Source organism: Cardiobacterium hominis (genome assembly GCF_900637305.1).
Classification (GTDB): domain Bacteria; phylum Pseudomonadota; class Gammaproteobacteria; order Cardiobacteriales; family Cardiobacteriaceae; genus Cardiobacterium; species Cardiobacterium hominis.
This window is the reverse complement of sequence record NZ_LR134365.1, coordinates 941,444-956,839: the sequence shown is the minus strand read 5'-3', so window position 1 is coordinate 956,839 and position 15,396 is coordinate 941,444. Positions and strand designations below refer to the sequence as shown.

Sequence of the window (15,396 nt, the reverse complement as noted above, 5' to 3'; positions counted from 1 at the left end):
CCATGAGTGAAGCCGTAAAACTTGCCGTGTTCCCGGTCGCCGGATTTGGCACGCGCTTTCTGCCCGCGACCAAGGCAACGCCGAAAGAAATGCTGCCGGTCGTCGATAAACCGCTGATTCAATACGCGGTCGAAGAAGCCTACGAAGCGGGCATCCGCAACATGGTCTTCGTGACAGGCCGCAACAAATGGGCGATTACCGAACACTACGACGTCGCCTACGAACTGGAAACCGAGCTGGAGCAGCGCGGCAAAAAAGAATTCCTGCAACTGGTGCGCAGCATCAAGCCGCGCGACATGAGCGTTACCTACATCCGTCAGGAAATGGCGATGGGGCTGGGGCATGCCGTTCTCTGCGCCGAGCCCATCGTGCGCGACCGCCCCTTTGCCATCCTGCTGGCCGACGACCTTGTCATCAACGAAGGCAAATCCGTGATGCGGCAAATGGTGGAAGTCTTTGAAAAACACCAGCAGGGCGTGCTGGGCGTAATGGACGTGCCGCGCGAAGACACCAAACGCTACGGCATCATCACCGAAGGCGCGGCGCTCTCCGAACAAATCGTGACCGTCGATGCCATCGTCGAAAAACCCGACCCGGCGACCGCACCTTCCACCCAAGCCGTTATCGGGCGCTACATCCTGCCCGGCTACATCATGCAGCTTTTGAAAAACACGCCGAAAGGCGCGGGCGGCGAAATCCAGCTGACCGATGCCATCAGCGCGCTCATCAAAGAACGCACCGTGCTCGCCTACCGCTTTGACGGCAAACGCTACGACTGCGGCGACAAACTGGGCTACCTCGAAGCCAACGTCGAACTCGGCCTGCGCCACCCCGAACTGGGCGAAGGCTTCCGCGAGTATCTGAAAAACCTCGAACTCTAAAAACATACCCTGAACACTCCCCCCCCCTGCGCAGCGGGGAAGGCGTGTAAAACCACGAAGCGACGACCCTCCCATCGTCGCTTCGCCACATTTCACCCCGCAAAAATCCCCATGCCCATGCCCCCTACCTCACCCATCGCCGTCCTGCTCATCAACCTCGGCTCGCCCGCCGCACCGACCAAAAAAGCGCTGCGCCCCTACCTCAACGAATTCCTCTCTGACCGCCGCGTCATCGACCTGCCGCGCTGGAAATGGCTGCCCATCCTGCACGGCATCGTGCTGAATACCCGCCCCAAACGCTCCGCGCACGCCTACCGGCAAATCTGGCAAGAAGACGGCGCGCCGCTCATTGCCATCACCGCGCGGCAAACCCTCGCCCTGCGCAGCACCCTCGCCGCACGCGGCCTCGGCCACTACCACGTCGCAAGCGCCATGCGCTACGGCCAGCCGTCCATCAAAAACGCCCTGCGCGACCTCGCCGCCCGTGGCGTCGAAAAACTGCTCATCGTGCCGATGTACCCGCAGTACAGCGACGCCACCACCGCCAGCGTCTTTGACGGCGTCGCCCAGGCGCTTGCCAACCAGCGCGCCATCCCCGAACTGCGCCTGGTGCGCGACTGGCACACCCACCCGCGCTACATCGCCGCGCTTGCCGACAGCATCCGTCGCCACACCCTCGCCCACGGCGCGACCGAACAACTGCTGTTCTCCTTCCACGGCCTGCCCGCACGCTACGCCACCGAAGGCGACCCCTACCCGCGCCAATGCGAAGCGACCGTCGCCGCCGTCGCCGCCGAACTGCAACTGCCCGCCGAACGCTACCGCCTCGTCTACCAATCACGCTTTGGCAACGAACCCTGGCTGCAGCCCTACGCCGACGAAACCATCCAGGCGCTCGCCGCAGAAGGCTACAAAAACATCCGCATCATCTGCCCCGGCTTTACCGCCGACTGCCTCGAAACCCTCGAAGAAATGGCGATGACCAACCGCAGCCTCTTCCTGCAACACGGCGGCACGCACTACGACTACATCCCGGCGCTTAACGACGACCCAGCGCACATCGAACTGCTCGCCGACCTCGTCGCCGCACACACGCAGGGGTGGTAGCAGAAAAACCGCCGATTTTCCTTGCAATTATTTGAACGCGACGGTGCGCCAAGGCGCTCCCGCTTCGCGGGGGAAGGAATGTGTAAACCGCGCGCAGCGCGTAACCCGACAAAACCGGTTCTAGCCATACAACGCCTCGCGCATCGCCACCAATGCCGCGATCGCCGCCTCTTTGTCCACCGCGTCCGGCAAGGATGATGCGGCAAACAGCGCCGCGCTTTCTGTCATTAGCGCTTCGGCGCGAGTGAGTAGTGCGTCGTAGGTGAACGCGCCGTGTTTGATGGCGAGCAGTTCGTCGCGGTTGTCGCGGCGCACGCGCAGTGTGCCATCGCGGGCGAGGTCGCGCGCGGTTTCGAGCAGGCGGATGGTGTGCATCAGGTTTTTCGCGTCGTAGCCCTGGCCGTGCGCCTGGGTGCTGGCGTAGCGCGCCGGGTTGCGTTCGCGCGCCCATTGTTGGTATTCGGCGAAATGGCGGCAGTGCGCGCTGTAGCCGTCGGCGTTGTAGCTCAGGTAGGCGAGCGGTGCGCTGTCCGGGGCGACGCTTTCCGTGCAGAGGCCGGTCGCGGCAGGGTGACGCTGGATGCCGCGGTAGCCACGGCTGCCGTCTGCGTCGTAGTAAATGGCGTAGAGGTCGCGCGCGTGCGCCAGGCGGACGAGGCCGATGCGGCGCTGCTCGCACCCGCTGCGGGCGAGCCAGGCGGCAAGTGGCAGGGCGCGCGCACCATCGAGAATGTGGCAGAAGTCGAGCGGGGTTTTCGCGGCGACGGGCGCGTTGATTTTTTTGTTGAGGCCGCGCGCTTTTTTGATTTGGCCGAGCGCGTAGCCGGCGAAGGTTTGCTGGCACGCCTTGCTGAGAAACCACGCCGGGCGCAGCGCATCCATCAGCGGCGCGCGTTGGCGGATGGTGTCCGGCGGCGCGGCGAGCAGTTCGAGTGCGGTCGGGTTGCTGGCGAGGAGCAGTTCGACGAACCGCCCCAGTTCGTAGTAGGTGGTGTCGTTGCTCGCGTCGCTGATTTGCGGGAGGTAGTCGAGGCCGTAGTAAAGGCGGCGCGGCAGGTAGAAAACGCCCTTGATGTCGGTATCGGACTGCGGCGTGGCGAGGCCGTAGGCGTGGCTGCCGGAGATGGCCTCAAAGAGGATGAGGTTTTCCGCGTGCAGGTCGGCAAGCGTCAGCATGGATACACCCGCTGCAAGGTGGTGCGAAAGAGCGCGTCGAGCGGCGCGGTGGCAGGTGCGGGCGGCGCGGGTGCGGTGAGCGCGGCGACTTCGGCGGCGAGCGTTTTGGTAAGCGCGATGAGCGAGGCGCTCAGGCGGTGGCGGTAGTTTTCCGCTTGCCCGCTTTTGAGGGCGATGAGGTCGCGGATTTCGGCGACGGCGGCGGGCGGCAGGTCTGCCATCAGTTCGGCAAGCGTCATCGGCGGGATGCCGCCGCGCTGCACCGCCCAACGCGCGGCGAGCAGCGGGCGCAGGACGTAAAACCATTTTTTCAGGCGAATCTCGCCGTGCAAATCCATCGCGCCGAGGGCATTGCGCGCGATGCCGCGGTAGTGGTGCAACAGCGGCGCGGCCTGCGCGTACTGCGGCGCGAGGGTGTTCAGGTCGCGGACAAAGGCGCTGTCTGCGGCATAAACCACCGGCGAGCGCAGCCATTCGAGCAGCACTGCGTTGCTTTTGCGCAAAAGACGCAGCGCCTTGCGGATGTCCCAGGCGCCGACGTCAAACCATTCATCTTCAATAAATTCAAAAGTGTCCTTGCCTTCGTCAATCGCCAGATAATGCGCGGACGGGCGGATGTAAAGCGCGCGCACGTCGTAATCGCTGTCGGGCGAGGCGAAGCCCCAGGCGCGGCTGCCGCTTTCCACGGCGAGGAGAAAATGCAGGTTTTCTTGTTGTGCCAGCGTGGCGAGTTTGGCGGGGATGGGTTGCATGGTGTTCTCTCCAGCAAAAGATGCGGCAGGATAACACCGGCGGGGGCGATTGCGGGCGGGTATGTCCCCAGCTACACGCCTCCTATCGGCTACTACGAATCGTCCGAGTATTATCTAAACAGGTCGTCTTCCTCAAGCGACACGTCCCCGCCGCCGGTGCGCGAAAGCCGCTATGGCGCATTTGCCATTTATGCCAATCCCAACGGCTTATGGGATAGCCGCACAATGTTCGCTTCCGTCATCAGTCTTTCTTCAAAAGAAAGCGCCAGAAAGATGGCGCTGCAAGCGTGCAATCAGAAGAGCGGCCACACCTGCCAGGTCTATGACTATGCCAACCAATGCCTCAGCGTAACGACGGGTGAGATTTCCGAAGTCCTGAAAATATTCTCCGCCCTTTCGCCGCAACCGGGGCAGGCACCGCTGGATGCCATGCAGCAATGCACCGCCGCCCAAGGCAAAGACTGCGAGTTTGTCGTGCAGGAGGAATGCTCCCTGCCTGAATAGCACCGGCAATACCCCACCTATCCCGGCTTCCGCAGTCCGCCGACGCCACGCCCGCCGTCCCCGGCTTCAATCTGAACGGGAAAATACGCGCTAGCGTCCGGCGGACGACGTTGTACGGACAATAATCACCACCATACCGCCGCCCACCGGGGCGGCTTTTGATTGCGCGCATCGCCCCCATCTCGTCGCCAAACAAAAGGAGAACCCATGAAAATCGACATCTGGTCGGACGTGATCTGCCCGTTCTGCACCATTGGCAAACGCAAGCTGGAACTGGCGCTCGCGCAAACCGGCATCAACGCCGACATCGAATGGCACAGCTTTGAGCTCAATCCGCACGCGCCGCCCAGCTACGGCATGCCGCTGCCCGGCGTCTTGCACACCCTCTACGGCATGGACGAAGACTACGCGCTTGGCGTGCTGGCGCACGAAGAAGCGGCGGCACGGGCGGTCGGCCTGGAATTTCGCTGGCGCGACGCTAAACCGGGCAATACCTTCGACGCGCACCGCCTGCTGCACCTCGGCAAAAGCGTCGGGCTTGGCGGTGTGGTCAAAGACCGCTTCCTGCGCGCCTACTTCAGCGAAGGGCAGGAAATCGGCAACCCGGCGGTGTTACGCGTGCTGGCGCAAGAAGCCGGGCTGGAAGCGGCAGCTATCGACGAAGTGCTGGCGAGCGACCTGTATGCCGACGCGGTACGCGCCGACGAACGCCGCGCGGCGGAGCTGGGCATCCGCGGCGTGCCGTATTTCCTCATCGACGGCCAGATGGCGATTGCCGGGGCGCAGGACGTCACCGAATTTGTCCGCGTCCTGCAAGCGCGACAAAACGCGGACGCCCGCGGCGCGACTTGCGACAGCAGCGGCTGCGCATTGTCATGAGCGCGGGCAAACTCTGGATGGTACGCAGCGCGCAGGGTTGTCACTATCACGCTTTTTATCAGCGCGGTATTGTCGCTATCGGTTGGCGGCATATCGCTGCCGTCGCCCGCCCCGGTGTTTCGCGCGAAATCCTCGCGGCGCATTACCGCGACGCGCAGCCCGAGGCGAAGGCGGGCAGTATTCGCGCGGGCGTCGCACAGGTCTGGCGCTTTGTGAACGAGATGGGAAACGGCGATGGCGTGCTGACTTATGACCCCGCCAGCCGCCGCTACCGCTACGGCACTATCAGCGGCGCGGCGTGGCATAACCCAGCGGGCGATGAGGCGGCGATGAGTCTTGTCCGCCCGGTCGTGTGGGGCGACGTCGAGGTCTGCCGCGATGATTTAAGCGCGACGGCGCAGAAGGGGCTGAACGCCATTCTGACGGTGTTCGCGGTCAGCCCCACGGCGCAGGCGGAGATTGAGCGGCAGCTACGCCCGTGAGAATCTGTTTAGAGCCTGCGGGCAGATGCGGGGTAAGGGGCGGGCAATATGGTTCTTGAAGTAAGGTTCCCATTTTTCACATTTGCTGCCCCCACTCTAACCTCTCTCTCTTGCTTCGCAAACAATACTTGTCGCTACGCGAGCAATGCTTGTCACACCGGGAGAGGAGCTTGTTCATCCTCCCCTGCGAAGCGGGGGAGGGTCGGGATTCCCTTGAAAAAGACGAACGACTTTTTCAAGGGAACCCGGGGAGGGGGGTGTGACAAGTCGCGTAGCGACGGCGTTATTCAAAACGAGGTAGTCCTCACGCGTATCTTGCATGCGAAGTTTGTTTATCCCTGCCCTCACCCCAACCCCTCTCTCACTGCGTGAGCTGTTCCAGTCCCAGAGGGAGAGGGGCTTGTTCATCCTCCCCTGCGAAGCGGAGGATGAGGATTTTGAACAGGTCCTTCTATTAAAAAACGCGCCATCAGGCGCGTTTGGTTTTTTAGTTTTTGCGGTAGCGCAAGTCCCAGACGCCGTGGCCGAGGCGTTCGCCGCGCCGTTCGAATTTGGTCTGCGGCCGCCAGTCGGGGCGCGGCGCGTAGCCGTCCGCACCGCCGAGGTTTTGCCATTTGTCGTCGCTAGCGAAGACGTCCCGCATCCATTCGGCGTATTCCGCCCAGTCGGTCGCGCAGTGGATTTCGCCGCCCGCGCGCAGTTTGCGCCAGATGAGGTCGGTGAATGGTTTTTGTACGATGCGGCGTTTGTGGTGCCGCGCTTTCGGCCAGGGGTCGGGGAAGTAGATTTGTACGCGCGCAAGCGTCCCGTCGGCGACGTGGTCGCGCAGGATGGCGACGGCGTCGTGGTGGATGAGGCGCAGGTTGTCGAGGCCTGCGGCCGCGGCGGCGAGCAGCGCATGGCCGACGCCGGGGCGGTGGACTTCGATGCCGATATAGCCCGCGTCCGGCGTGGCTTGTGCCATTTGTACTAGGCTTTCGCCGTTGCCAAAGCCGATCTCGAGGTTGAGGTCGCGGTCGTCGGCAAATAGCGCACGCGCGTCAAGGCGCAGCGCGTCGCTTGCGTCCAGGCCGTAGCGCGGCCAGTGTTCGGCGAAGGCGCGTTCTTGTCCGGCGGTGATGCGTCCTTGGCGCAGGACGAAGCTGCGGATGGTCATCGGCGTTCAGTCCCGTTTGTCGTGTTCGATGATGGCGTAGGCGGAGTGGTTGTGGATGGATTCGAAGTTTTCGGAGGAGACGCGGTAGGCCTTGATGCGCGGGTCGGCATTTAAGCGGGCGGCGACGTCGCGCACGATGTCTTCGACGAATTTGGGGTTTTCGTAGGCGCGCTCGGTGACGTATTTTTCGTCCGGCCGCTTCAGCGTCGCCCAGATTTCGCAGGAGCCTTCTTCTTCGCCGATGCGGATGAGGTCTTCGAGGGCGAACGGGGTTTTTTCGTCGTATTCGGCGTTGATGATGATGTGCGAGCGCTGGTTGTGCGCGCCGTATTGGGAGATTTCTTTGGAGCAGGGGCAGAGGCTGGTGACCGCGATGGTGACTTCGACGCTGACGATGCAGTCTTCATGACCGCCGTCGGCGATGAGGGTGACTTCGTAGTCCATCAGGCTTTCGGTTTTGCTGACCGGCGCCTGTTTTTTCACGAAGTAGGGGAAGGTGAGGAGGATGCTGCCTTCGGCGGCGTTCAGGCGTTTGAGCATTTCGCCATGCAGCGCGGCGAAGCCGTCCAGGCTGATGGCGCCCGCTTCGTTCAGGAGGTGGATGAAGCGCGACATGTGCGTGCCTTTTTGGTGGTGCGGCAGGGCAACGGTCATTTCGGCGGTGGCGACGGTCGGCTGCGGGCCGTGCGGCGTGGCGATGTGCAGCGGCATGCGGATGTCGCGGATGCCGACGCGGGTAATGGCGATGTTGCGGGTGTCGGGTTTTCCCTGGACGTCAGGGATGGTCGTTTGGTTCATTGTTTTGGATTTCACTCGGTTAAAGGGCGACTATTATCGTCCGAACGCTGGCGGGCTGCAATTGCACTGGGTGCTTCGGACAGGTTGCGTTGGATATGGGGGCGGTGGCGGGAATGTAAATGGCTAGTCGCGCTTCTGGTAACGCTGGTTTTCGCGCCCGGCGAGCCAGAGGATGAGTTTGTCGAGGAGAAAGGTCGGCAGCAGGCGCTTCGCCGAGCCCATCAGCCAGGTGACGGCGGTGACGTAGTAGCGCGCTTTCGGCCGCGGCGATTCGATGGCGTGGATGAGTTTTTGTACCACCGCTTCCGGCGGCAGGGTGAACGGCAGTGGTTTGTCGCTTTGCAGGCGGTTGATCATCGCCAGATAGCGGTCTTTGTAGCGGCTGTTGTCGAGGTCAATCCAGTGCTGGAACTGCTGGTAGGCGTTGCCGCGAAAATGGCTTTTGATGGGGCCGGGCTCTATCAGGCTGACGTAAATGCCGCTGCCGGCAAGCTCCAGGCGCAGCACGTCGCTCCAGCCTTCGAGCGCGAATTTGGTGGTGGTATAGGCGCCGCGAAAGCGCATCGCGGCGAGGCCGAGGACGGAGCTGTTATTGACGATGCGGCCGTGTCCCTGCGCGCGCATGACGGGCAGGACGCGCATGGTGAGGTCGTGCCAGCCGAGCAGGCCGGTATCAAGCTGGTAGGCCAGCGCGTTGCGCGAGAGGTCTTCCAGCGCGGCGGGGATGGTAAAGGCGCCGTTGTTAAAGAGTGCGTCGAGGGTGCCGCCGGTTTGTTTGAGCACCCAGTCGAGCGCCATGCGGATGCTGTCCGGCTCGGTGAGGTCAAGCTGGACGGCGTCAAGCCCTTCGCTTTTCAGGCGCTCAACGTCGGCGGCATCGCGCGCGCTGGCGAATACCTGCCAGCCGCGTTGTTGCAGGATGTGGGCGGCGCTGTAGCCGATGCCGCTGGAACAGCCGGTGATGAGGATGCTTTTTTTCATGGTTGTCTCATTTTTTGCGTATTAGTGTGTTGCCGGGTAATGTGCGATTTTACATTGCTCATGCGGCAATGCATCCCGCGCAAAGGATTTCTCGTCTTTCGCCTGCATACTGAAACCCATACGCCCCGAACCCTATGACCCGTATCAACCTCGTCCCGCCGCAAGAACTCTGCGACCAACACCTGCTCGCCGAACACCGCGAACTGACGCGCATCCCCAACGCCGTCGCCCGCGGCCGTTATCACCTGCGCGGCCAGCCCGCCGACTACAAACTGGGCGAAGGCCACGTCCGCTTCTTCTTCGACAAACTCGCCTACCTGCAACAGCGCTACCAAGCGCTGCACGCCGAATGCCGCGCCCGCAGCTTCAACGTGCAAAACATCTGGCCGGATAACCTGCCCGCTGACCCCGCGCTATGGCGCGACTACCAGCCGACCGCCGCCGCGCTCGCCTTGAACCGCGCCCGTATCCAAGAGCGCATGCCGAAAACCCCGCGCTTCACCCGCCGCCAAGACTAAGCCATGCCCCGTTTTACCCTCCTGCCCGCCGATTCTTTCGACCTTGACCGCCACGACTGGGCGAGCAACGAACAGCGCCTGATAGACGCCAGCGTGCAACAACAAGGCGGCGTCGCCCTCGTCCATTGCGGGTGCGACGGCATCGTCGTACCACGCAGCTACCGCCACAAACCGAGCTTTGCCGCCGCACGCGCCGCCCTCGCGGCCGACGGCCTGCCCGTCCATATCCGCCTCAGCGGAGGCGGCGTGGTGCCGCAATCGCCCGCAACCGTCAATCTCCAGCTTGCCTACCCCGCCCGCGCCACGCATCCGGCCGTCGCCGCCGAGCAGCATTACCGCCACCTCTGCGCGTTGCTGCAAAAACTGTTCGCCGCCTTCGCCATCCCGACCGATTACCACAGCGTGCCGGGCTCCTTCTGCGATGGCCGCTTCAACCTCACCGTCGGCGGACGCAAAATCGCCGGTACCGCCCAATACTGGCAACGCCGCGCCGCCCCGCCGCAGCACACCGTACTCGCCTCTGCCGTCATCATCGCCGCCGACGCTGGAGCGCTGACCGCCCGCGCCAACCGCCTTGAAGCCGCGCTGCACAGCCCGCAACGCTACCGCCCCGACAGCACCACCGCCATCGCCGATTACGCTGCGGCAAACGCCGAAGCCGTTGCCGCTACCCTGCGCGACCTGCTGCAAAACGGCGCGGCAACGTGGCCGGAAACTTGAACGAAACGGGCGGTGACGACGCAAACGTCTCACCGCCCATTTTCTATCCCGCAATCGCTTGCGTCGCATTCAGCCACGAGAAATGCAGCATGTTGCTGGTCATGGCACGCGCTGTAGGCCGGCGATACGGGCAGGCAGCTCAAGCGGCGCACGCGGAAGGGTTTTAAGCCGTCTTTGCCACGTTCAGGGATGAACAGCGCCGCCACCGATGGCATCGGCCTCAGCTACACCGCTGACAGCTATGCCGCGCCCCATCTCGCCAACGGCCAACTACAGCGGGTACTGGCGGATTGATGCCCGCCGTTTCCCGGCTTTTACCTCTACTATCCCGGCAGACGGCAGATTTCCGCGGCGCTGCGGGCGCTGATTGATGCACTGAAAGTGGCTTAGAAAGCGCCCTACCCTGTCAGTTGCTACGAAATGCACACAGCAAAAAGCCCACAACTGACGTTGTGGGCTTGAGGGCATTTCAGAAGATGGAGGCTGGGGTCGGAATCGAACCGGCGTCCACGGATTTGCAATCCGCTGCATAACCACTTTGCTACCCAGCCTTAGAAATTATAAGAGCCTCAAATGAGGCTCTAAGGAATTTGGAGCGGGAAACGAGATTCGAACTCGCGACCCCAACCTTGGCAAGGTTGTGCTCTACCACTGAGCTATTCCCGCGTTGATGAGGCGCGCATTATAGCGGGCTTTTTTGCGCGGTCAAGCGACGTTTCCGGCTTTTTTTCGTTTTCTTGCCGCTTTTTTTTCATTGCGCTGTTTCTTCGATATTTTTGTCATGGCTATTTTGGTTTGTCGTCGTGGTTCAGGTAGCCGCGCAGCAGGTAGATTTGCGCAAACATGAAGAGCAGTGTGCCGCCCGCACTGCCCCACAGTTTGAAGCCGACCCAGAAGTCGTCAGAGAAGTGATAGGCGATGATGAGGTTGAGTATTGCCATGAAGATGAAAAAGACTGCCCAGGCGGTGTTCAGGCGGCGCCAGAGCGCGTCCGGCATGGTCAGTGCGCTGCCAAGCATTTTCTGGATGAGGTCGGCCTTGCCCATCCATTGGGTGATGAGCAGTACTGCGGCGAAGACGAGGTAAACGATGCTCGGTTTCCATTTGATGAACATCGGGTTTTTCAGGGCGAGCGTGACGCCGCCGAGGACGAGGATAGCGCTCGCGGTTAGCCAGTGCTGTTTGCTGATGGGCTTTTGTCGCAGGCGCAGCACGAGGATTTGCAGCACGGTGCTAATCATCAGCACGGCGGTCGCCCAGTAGATGGCCTGTTCGCTGTGTCCGCTCCATTTGGCGGCGAGGTAGGCGGCGATAAAGGCGATGACGGGGAGGATTTCTTGCATGGATATTCCGGTGTGTCAGGGGTGGGGACGGTGCGCGGCGGCAACCGCCAGCGCGATGATTTCCTGGACGCCTGCGGCAGCAAGTATGCGCGCGGCTTCGTGCAGGGTCGCGCCGCTGGTGACGACGTCATCGACGAGCAACAGCCGCTGCGGCAGTTCGCCACGCACAGCAAAGGCGCCGCGGATATTGCGCCGTCGTGCGGCGTGGGTACGCAAACGCGATTGTGGCGGTCGCCCCGCTTTGGCGAAGACGCCTTCGGCGATGAGCGGTACGCCAAGCGCCTGCGCAGCGGCGTGCGCCGGGTAGAGCGTCTGGTTGAAGCCACGCTGTCGCAGGCGTTGCGCCGAGACGGGCATGGCGACGACGGCATCCACGGCGACGGGTTGCGCACGCAGCAGGCGGCAGGCTTCGTCTTCGAGGACGCGCAATGCACAGCGGTCGGCGTGGTATTTGCCGCGCAGGATGATGTGGCGCACTTCGGTGGTGAACTGCCAGCGCACTAACAAGCGCGAAAACGCAGGCGGGCGTCGCAAGCAGGCGCCGCAGGGGTAGTGGTCGTCGGCAACGCTATTGGCGCAGGTCGGACAATGTTTGCCGATGGCAGGCAGGCGGTCGGCGCAGACATCGCAGAGGCCGACCACTTCCGGCGTGCCGCAGGTGAGGCAACACGGACGGATGAAGCGGGTCAGCCAGCGGGAAATCATGCCGCCGCGATTTGTTGCAGCAGGATGCTGTGCAGATAGGTATTGGCGGCGACGATATTGCCGGAATCGAGCATGGTGTGCTGTCCGGCGAGGTCGGTGACGATGGCGCCCGCTTCTTGCGCGATGAGGATGCCGGCGCAGATGTCCCACGGTTTCAGCCCCATTTCAAAGAAGGCATCGACGCGGTTGGCGGCGACGAAACACAGATCGAGCGAGGCTGAACCGAGACGGCGCACATCGGCGATTTCCTGCAATACGGATTGCAACAGCGCGTATTGGCGCGGCATCAGGTCGGGATAGCGGAAGGGGAAACCGGTGGCGACTATCGCCCGCCCGCCGTCGCGCAAGCCGCTGACGCGCAGTTTGCGCCCGTTCAGTTGTGCGCCTTCGCCGCGGGCTGCGGTGAACCATTCTTCCGTCGCCGGGTTGTACACCACGCCCAGCTCCGGCTTGCCACGCTTGAGCAGGCCGATGGAAACGGCGAATTGCGGCAGGCCGTGCAGGAAATTGGTGGTGCCATCCAGCGGGTCAATCACCCAGCAGAATTCGCTTTCTTCCGCCTGGGCGCGGGTTTCGCCGAACTCTTCGCCGAGGAAATCGTGCTGCGGGAATTTCTCCAGCAGGATGTTCTTGATGACTTCTTCTGCGCGGCGATCCACGACGCTCACCAGATCGCCGCGCCCCTTTTCTTCTATCTGGATTTGGTCGAGCTGACGCAGCCCCATCTGCAGGATTTTTCCCGCTTCTTCCGCGGCACGACGCGCGATGGTAAGCATTGGATTTGTCGCCATTATTTGTTCCTCATGGTCTGAAAAATGGCGGCATTTTAGCAGTATCAAGGGTTTTCGCGGGCAGAAAAAAACCCCGCATCGTCTGCGGGGCAATAATCATCATGAGGCAATGTGACAGTTAGCAATTAGCTGTTCCGTCGGGGCAAATAATAAGGTTTCCTATTTCCGCAATCAAGACTTTAATGGTGCTTGATTAAATTCTTTGCGCAATTCGTTGTTAATAAAAGGGTTAAAAATACCATTTGCCGTTCTCTGGCATTAAAAAACCGCCGTTTCCGGCGGTTTTTTTTCAGGCGGGCGCCAAATCAGGCGTATTTTTTGCGCAGGATTTTTGCTGCTTCCACCATGTTGGCAAGTGCCGCTTTGGTTTCCGGCCAGGCGCGGGTTTTCAGGCCGCAGTCCGGGTTCACCCACAAGCGCTCTTTCGGGATTTGCTTCAGCGCTTTTTCCATCAAATCAACCATGCTTTCGACGCTCGGCACGTTCGGCGAGTGGATGTCATAGACGCCGGGGCCGATTTCGTTCGGGTAGTTGAAGTCGTCGAACGCTTTGAGCAGTTCCATGTCGGAGCGCGAGGTTTCGATGGTGATGACGTCGGCGTCCAGGTCGGCAATCGCCTGCATGATGTCGTTGAATTCGCTGTAGCACATGTGGGTGTGGATTTGCGTTTGGTCTTCAACGCCGTTGGCGCAGACGCGGAAGGCGTGTACCGTCCAGTCGAGGTAGGCTTGCCATTGTTCTTTTTTCAGCGGCAGGCCTTCGCGCAGCGCCGGTTCGTCAATCTGGATGACGCCGAGGCCGGCTTTTTCCAGATCCAGCACTTCGTCGCGGATGGCAAGGGCGATTTGCAGGCAGGTGTCGGCACGCGGCTGGTCGTCGCGCACGAAGGACCAGTTCAGGATGGTTACCGGGCCGGTGAGCATCGCTTTCATCGGGCGCTGGGTCAGGCTTTGTGCGTATTCGCTCCACTTGACGGTCATGGCTTTCGGGCGGGAGATGTCGCCGAAGATGACCGGCGGCTTGACACAGCGCGAGCCGTAGGATTGTACCCAGGCGAAGCGGGTGAAGACGTAGCCGTCGAGCTGTTCGCCGAAGTATTCGACCATGTCGTTGCGCTCAGCTTCGCCGTGCACGAGGACGTCAATGTCCAGCTCCTCCTGGATTTTCACACATTCGCGGATGTCCGCCTGCATGTCGGCGATGTATTGGGCTTCGCTAATCGCGCCTTTTTTGTAGTCGCTACGTGATTTGCGGATTTCCGCCGTTTGCGGGAAGGAACCGATGGTAGTGGTCGGGAACAGCGGCTGCTTGATGGCGGCGTGCTGTTTCGGCGCGCGCGCGGCGTAGGGGGATTTGCGGTCGCCCATTTCCTTGGTGACGGCGGCGGTGCGCGCTTTCACCGCCGGGTTGTGCACGCGCGTGGATTCGCGGCGCGCTTTGAGGGCAGCGGCGTTGGCGTCGAGTTCGGCTTTGACGCTGTCGCGGCCGCTATCGAGCGCTTTTTTCAAGACGCGCAACTCTTCCAGTTTTTGCAGGGCGTAGGCGAGCCAGTTTTTGATTTCAGGGTCAAGACTGTCTTCCTGGTCGAGGTCCACCGGCACGTGCAAGAGCGAGCTGGAAGGCGCGAGCCAGAGGCGGTCGCCGAGGCGGGCGCGGATGGGTTCGAGGGTATCGAGCAGGCGGTTGAGGTCGGTTTTCCAGATGTTGCGGCCATCGACGACGCCGAGGGAGATGACTTTGGTCGCCGGCAGCAGGTCAATCAGTTTGTGGATTTCGCCGGCGGCGTTGATGGTGTCGAGGTGGATGCCATCGACCGGCAGGTCGTGCAGCAGGTTCAGATTGTCGCCGAAGTCGCTGAAGTAGGTGGTGAGCAGGATTTTCGGCGTGGTGCGGTTCAGCTCGTGGTAGGCGGTTTTTACCGCCTGGCGCCAGTCTTTGTCCAGGGTGGTAACCAGGCAGGGTTCGTCAATCTGTACCCATTCGGCACCGGCTTGCGCCAGTTCATTCAGCAGTTGTTTGTAAACCGGCAGCAGGCGTTCCAGCAGGGCGAGGCGGTCGCTGTCGTCCTTGCTCTTGCCGAGCCAGAGGTAAGTGACCGGGCCGATGATGACCGGCTTGACGCTTTTCACGCCGAGCGCTTGCGCTTCCTTGATTTGCTCCAAGAGGCGTTGCGGGTTGAGTTTGAAGCTGGTGTTCGCGTCAAATTCGGGGACGATGTAGTGATAGTTGCTGTTGAACCATTTGGTCATCTCGCCGGCGGCAACGCCAGCGCCCTTGTCCAGCGGGCTGCGGCCGCGCGCGGTACGGAAGAAGGCATCCAGCTCGTCGCCGCCGCCTTCATAGGCGCGTTTCGGCAGGTTGCCGAGGGTAACGCTCATATCCAGCACGTGGTCGTACAGGGTGAAATCGCCCACCGGCACAAAGTCAAAACCGGCCTGGTTCTGCCAGTGGCGGTCGCGCAGCGCTTTGGCGACGTCCTGCAATTCGGCGGCGGTGGTCTCGCCCTTCCAGTAGGCTTCCTGCGCGAATTTCAGTTCACGTTTCGCGCCGATACGCGGAAAGCCGAGGTTATGGATGACAGTCATGGTTACTCCTGAACAGGT

16 protein-coding genes and 2 tRNA genes are annotated in these 15,396 nt (G+C 61.9%); 7 read left to right on the top strand and 11 right to left on the bottom strand.

Annotated features, from left to right (window positions below):
* Nucleotides 1-2: 2 nt before the first annotated feature.
* Together galU and hemH are read left to right on the top strand one after the other, a co-directional pair.
* The gene (gene galU, locus EL199_RS04595) at nt 3-881 is read left to right on the top strand and encodes a UTP--glucose-1-phosphate uridylyltransferase GalU (RefSeq protein ID WP_004139194.1); all 879 of its coding nucleotides are present in this window, start codon (nt 3-5) and stop codon (nt 879-881) included.
* A gap of 111 nt (nt 882-992) precedes the next feature.
* Nucleotides 993-1,988, top strand: coding sequence for a ferrochelatase (gene hemH, locus EL199_RS04590; RefSeq protein ID WP_004139193.1), 996 nt, complete (start codon nt 993-995; stop codon nt 1,986-1,988).
* A gap of 120 nt (nt 1,989-2,108) precedes the next feature.
* On the opposite strand, the gene EL199_RS04585 is transcribed toward hemH, so the two are convergent.
* Nucleotides 2,109-3,164 carry a DNA polymerase beta superfamily protein gene (locus EL199_RS04585; protein ID WP_004139191.1) on the bottom strand — a complete coding sequence of 352 codons (1,056 nt, stop codon included), beginning with the start codon at nt 3,162-3,164 and terminating at the stop codon, nt 2,109-2,111.
* Nucleotides 3,158-3,916: a nucleotidyltransferase domain-containing protein gene (locus EL199_RS04580; RefSeq protein WP_004139188.1), complete on the bottom strand. Its 759-nt coding sequence runs from the start codon at nt 3,914-3,916 to the stop codon at nt 3,158-3,160. Before EL199_RS04580 ends, EL199_RS04585 begins: the two co-directional genes overlap by 7 nt.
* Nucleotides 3,917-4,072: 156 nt before the next feature.
* Between EL199_RS04580 and EL199_RS12835 the strand changes: the two genes are divergently transcribed.
* The 3 genes from EL199_RS12835 to EL199_RS04565 all read left to right on the top strand — a co-directional run bounded on the left by EL199_RS12835 (nt 4,073) and on the right by EL199_RS04565 (nt 5,781).
* Complete coding sequence (locus EL199_RS12835) at nt 4,073-4,420, top strand: DUF4189 domain-containing protein (protein WP_170166214.1); 348 nt, start codon at nt 4,073-4,075, stop codon at nt 4,418-4,420.
* A gap of 207 nt (nt 4,421-4,627) precedes the next feature.
* Complete coding sequence (locus EL199_RS04570) at nt 4,628-5,299, top strand: DsbA family oxidoreductase (RefSeq protein WP_004139185.1); 672 nt, start codon at nt 4,628-4,630, stop codon at nt 5,297-5,299.
* Nucleotides 5,296-5,781 (top strand): restriction endonuclease, encoded by a 486-nt coding sequence (locus EL199_RS04565; protein WP_004139183.1) that lies wholly within the window; start codon nt 5,296-5,298, stop codon nt 5,779-5,781. Before EL199_RS04570 ends, EL199_RS04565 begins: the two co-directional genes overlap by 4 nt.
* 487 nt (nt 5,782-6,268) lie before the next feature.
* Here the strand turns inward: EL199_RS04565 and trmB are convergent, their stop codons facing one another.
* The 3 genes from trmB to EL199_RS04550 form a co-directional block, all read right to left on the bottom strand.
* Nucleotides 6,269-6,937 carry a tRNA (guanosine(46)-N7)-methyltransferase TrmB gene (gene trmB, locus EL199_RS04560; RefSeq protein ID WP_004139181.1) on the bottom strand — a complete coding sequence of 223 codons (669 nt, stop codon included), beginning with the start codon at nt 6,935-6,937 and terminating at the stop codon, nt 6,269-6,271.
* A gap of 6 nt (nt 6,938-6,943) precedes the next feature.
* Nucleotides 6,944-7,735 (bottom strand): GTP cyclohydrolase FolE2, encoded by a 792-nt coding sequence (gene folE2, locus EL199_RS04555; RefSeq protein WP_004139180.1) that lies wholly within the window; start codon nt 7,733-7,735, stop codon nt 6,944-6,946.
* 123 nt (nt 7,736-7,858) lie between these two features.
* Complete coding sequence (locus EL199_RS04550; RefSeq protein ID WP_004139177.1) at nt 7,859-8,716, bottom strand: SDR family NAD(P)-dependent oxidoreductase; 858 nt, start codon at nt 8,714-8,716, stop codon at nt 7,859-7,861.
* A 134-nt stretch (nt 8,717-8,850) separates the two neighbouring features.
* On the opposite strand from EL199_RS04550, the gene EL199_RS04545 reads away from it, so the two are divergent.
* Both EL199_RS04545 and EL199_RS04540 read left to right on the top strand, forming a co-directional pair.
* A complete protein-coding gene (locus tag EL199_RS04545) occupies nt 8,851-9,234 on the top strand; it encodes a pyrimidine dimer DNA glycosylase/endonuclease V (protein ID WP_004139175.1) in 384 nt (127 codons plus the stop codon).
* A gap of 3 nt (nt 9,235-9,237) precedes the next feature.
* Nucleotides 9,238-9,954, top strand: coding sequence for a lipoyl protein ligase domain-containing protein (locus tag EL199_RS04540; protein WP_004139173.1), 717 nt, complete (start codon nt 9,238-9,240; stop codon nt 9,952-9,954).
* 477 nt (nt 9,955-10,431) lie between these two features.
* Here EL199_RS04540 and EL199_RS04530 read toward each other — a convergent pair.
* The 6 genes from EL199_RS04530 to metE all read right to left on the bottom strand — a co-directional run bounded on the left by EL199_RS04530 (nt 10,432) and on the right by metE (nt 15,378).
* Nucleotides 10,432-10,505 (bottom strand) — tRNA-Cys (locus EL199_RS04530).
* A gap of 40 nt (nt 10,506-10,545) precedes the next feature.
* Nucleotides 10,546-10,620: transfer RNA gene (locus tag EL199_RS04525), tRNA-Gly, on the bottom strand.
* Between the two features lie 119 nt (nt 10,621-10,739).
* Entirely contained in the window at nt 10,740-11,297 is a 558-nt protein-coding gene (gene ispZ, locus EL199_RS04520) for a septation protein IspZ (RefSeq protein WP_004139171.1), read from the bottom strand.
* A 15-nt stretch (nt 11,298-11,312) separates the two neighbouring features.
* Nucleotides 11,313-12,002, bottom strand: coding sequence for a ComF family protein (locus EL199_RS04515; protein ID WP_004139168.1), 690 nt, complete (start codon nt 12,000-12,002; stop codon nt 11,313-11,315).
* A complete protein-coding gene (locus EL199_RS04510; RefSeq protein ID WP_040354407.1) occupies nt 11,999-12,793 on the bottom strand; it encodes an inositol monophosphatase family protein in 795 nt (264 codons plus the stop codon). The genes EL199_RS04515 and EL199_RS04510 overlap by 4 nt, the downstream gene beginning before the upstream one ends.
* Before the next feature lie 305 nt (nt 12,794-13,098).
* A complete protein-coding gene (gene metE, locus EL199_RS04505) occupies nt 13,099-15,378 on the bottom strand; it encodes a 5-methyltetrahydropteroyltriglutamate--homocysteine S-methyltransferase (protein ID WP_004139166.1) in 2,280 nt (759 codons plus the stop codon).
* Between the last annotated feature and the right edge of the window lie 18 nt (nt 15,379-15,396).

Bases quoted from the DNA above. Each gene is read 5' to 3' on its own strand.
- EL199_RS04570 (WP_004139185.1), top strand. From the start codon at position 4,628: ATGAAAATCGACATCTGGTCGGACGTGATCTGCCCGTTCTGCACCATT.
- EL199_RS04540 (WP_004139173.1), top strand. From the start codon at position 9,238: ATGCCCCGTTTTACCCTCCTGCCCGCCGATTCTTTCGACCTTGACCGC.
- ispZ (WP_004139171.1), bottom strand. From the start codon at position 11,297: ATGCAAGAAATCCTCCCCGTCATCGCCTTTATCGCCGCCTACCTCGCC.
- EL199_RS04580 (WP_004139188.1), bottom strand. From the start codon at position 3,916: ATGCAACCCATCCCCGCCAAACTCGCCACGCTGGCACAACAAGAAAAC.
- EL199_RS04515 (WP_004139168.1), bottom strand. From the start codon at position 12,002: ATGATTTCCCGCTGGCTGACCCGCTTCATCCGTCCGTGTTGCCTCACC.
- hemH (WP_004139193.1), top strand. From the start codon at position 993: ATGCCCATGCCCCCTACCTCACCCATCGCCGTCCTGCTCATCAACCTC.
- EL199_RS04565 (WP_004139183.1), top strand. From the start codon at position 5,296: ATGAGCGCGGGCAAACTCTGGATGGTACGCAGCGCGCAGGGTTGTCAC.
- folE2 (WP_004139180.1), bottom strand. From the start codon at position 7,735: ATGAACCAAACGACCATCCCTGACGTCCAGGGAAAACCCGACACCCGC.
- EL199_RS04585 (WP_004139191.1), bottom strand. From the start codon at position 3,164: ATGCTGACGCTTGCCGACCTGCACGCGGAAAACCTCATCCTCTTTGAG.
- metE (WP_004139166.1), bottom strand. From the start codon at position 15,378: ATGACTGTCATCCATAACCTCGGCTTTCCGCGTATCGGCGCGAAACGT.
- EL199_RS04545 (WP_004139175.1), top strand. From the start codon at position 8,851: ATGACCCGTATCAACCTCGTCCCGCCGCAAGAACTCTGCGACCAACAC.
- trmB (WP_004139181.1), bottom strand. From the start codon at position 6,937: ATGACCATCCGCAGCTTCGTCCTGCGCCAAGGACGCATCACCGCCGGA.
- EL199_RS04510 (WP_040354407.1), bottom strand. From the start codon at position 12,793: ATGGCGACAAATCCAATGCTTACCATCGCGCGTCGTGCCGCGGAAGAA.
- EL199_RS04550 (WP_004139177.1), bottom strand. From the start codon at position 8,716: ATGAAAAAAAGCATCCTCATCACCGGCTGTTCCAGCGGCATCGGCTAC.
- galU (WP_004139194.1), top strand. From the start codon at position 3: ATGAGTGAAGCCGTAAAACTTGCCGTGTTCCCGGTCGCCGGATTTGGC.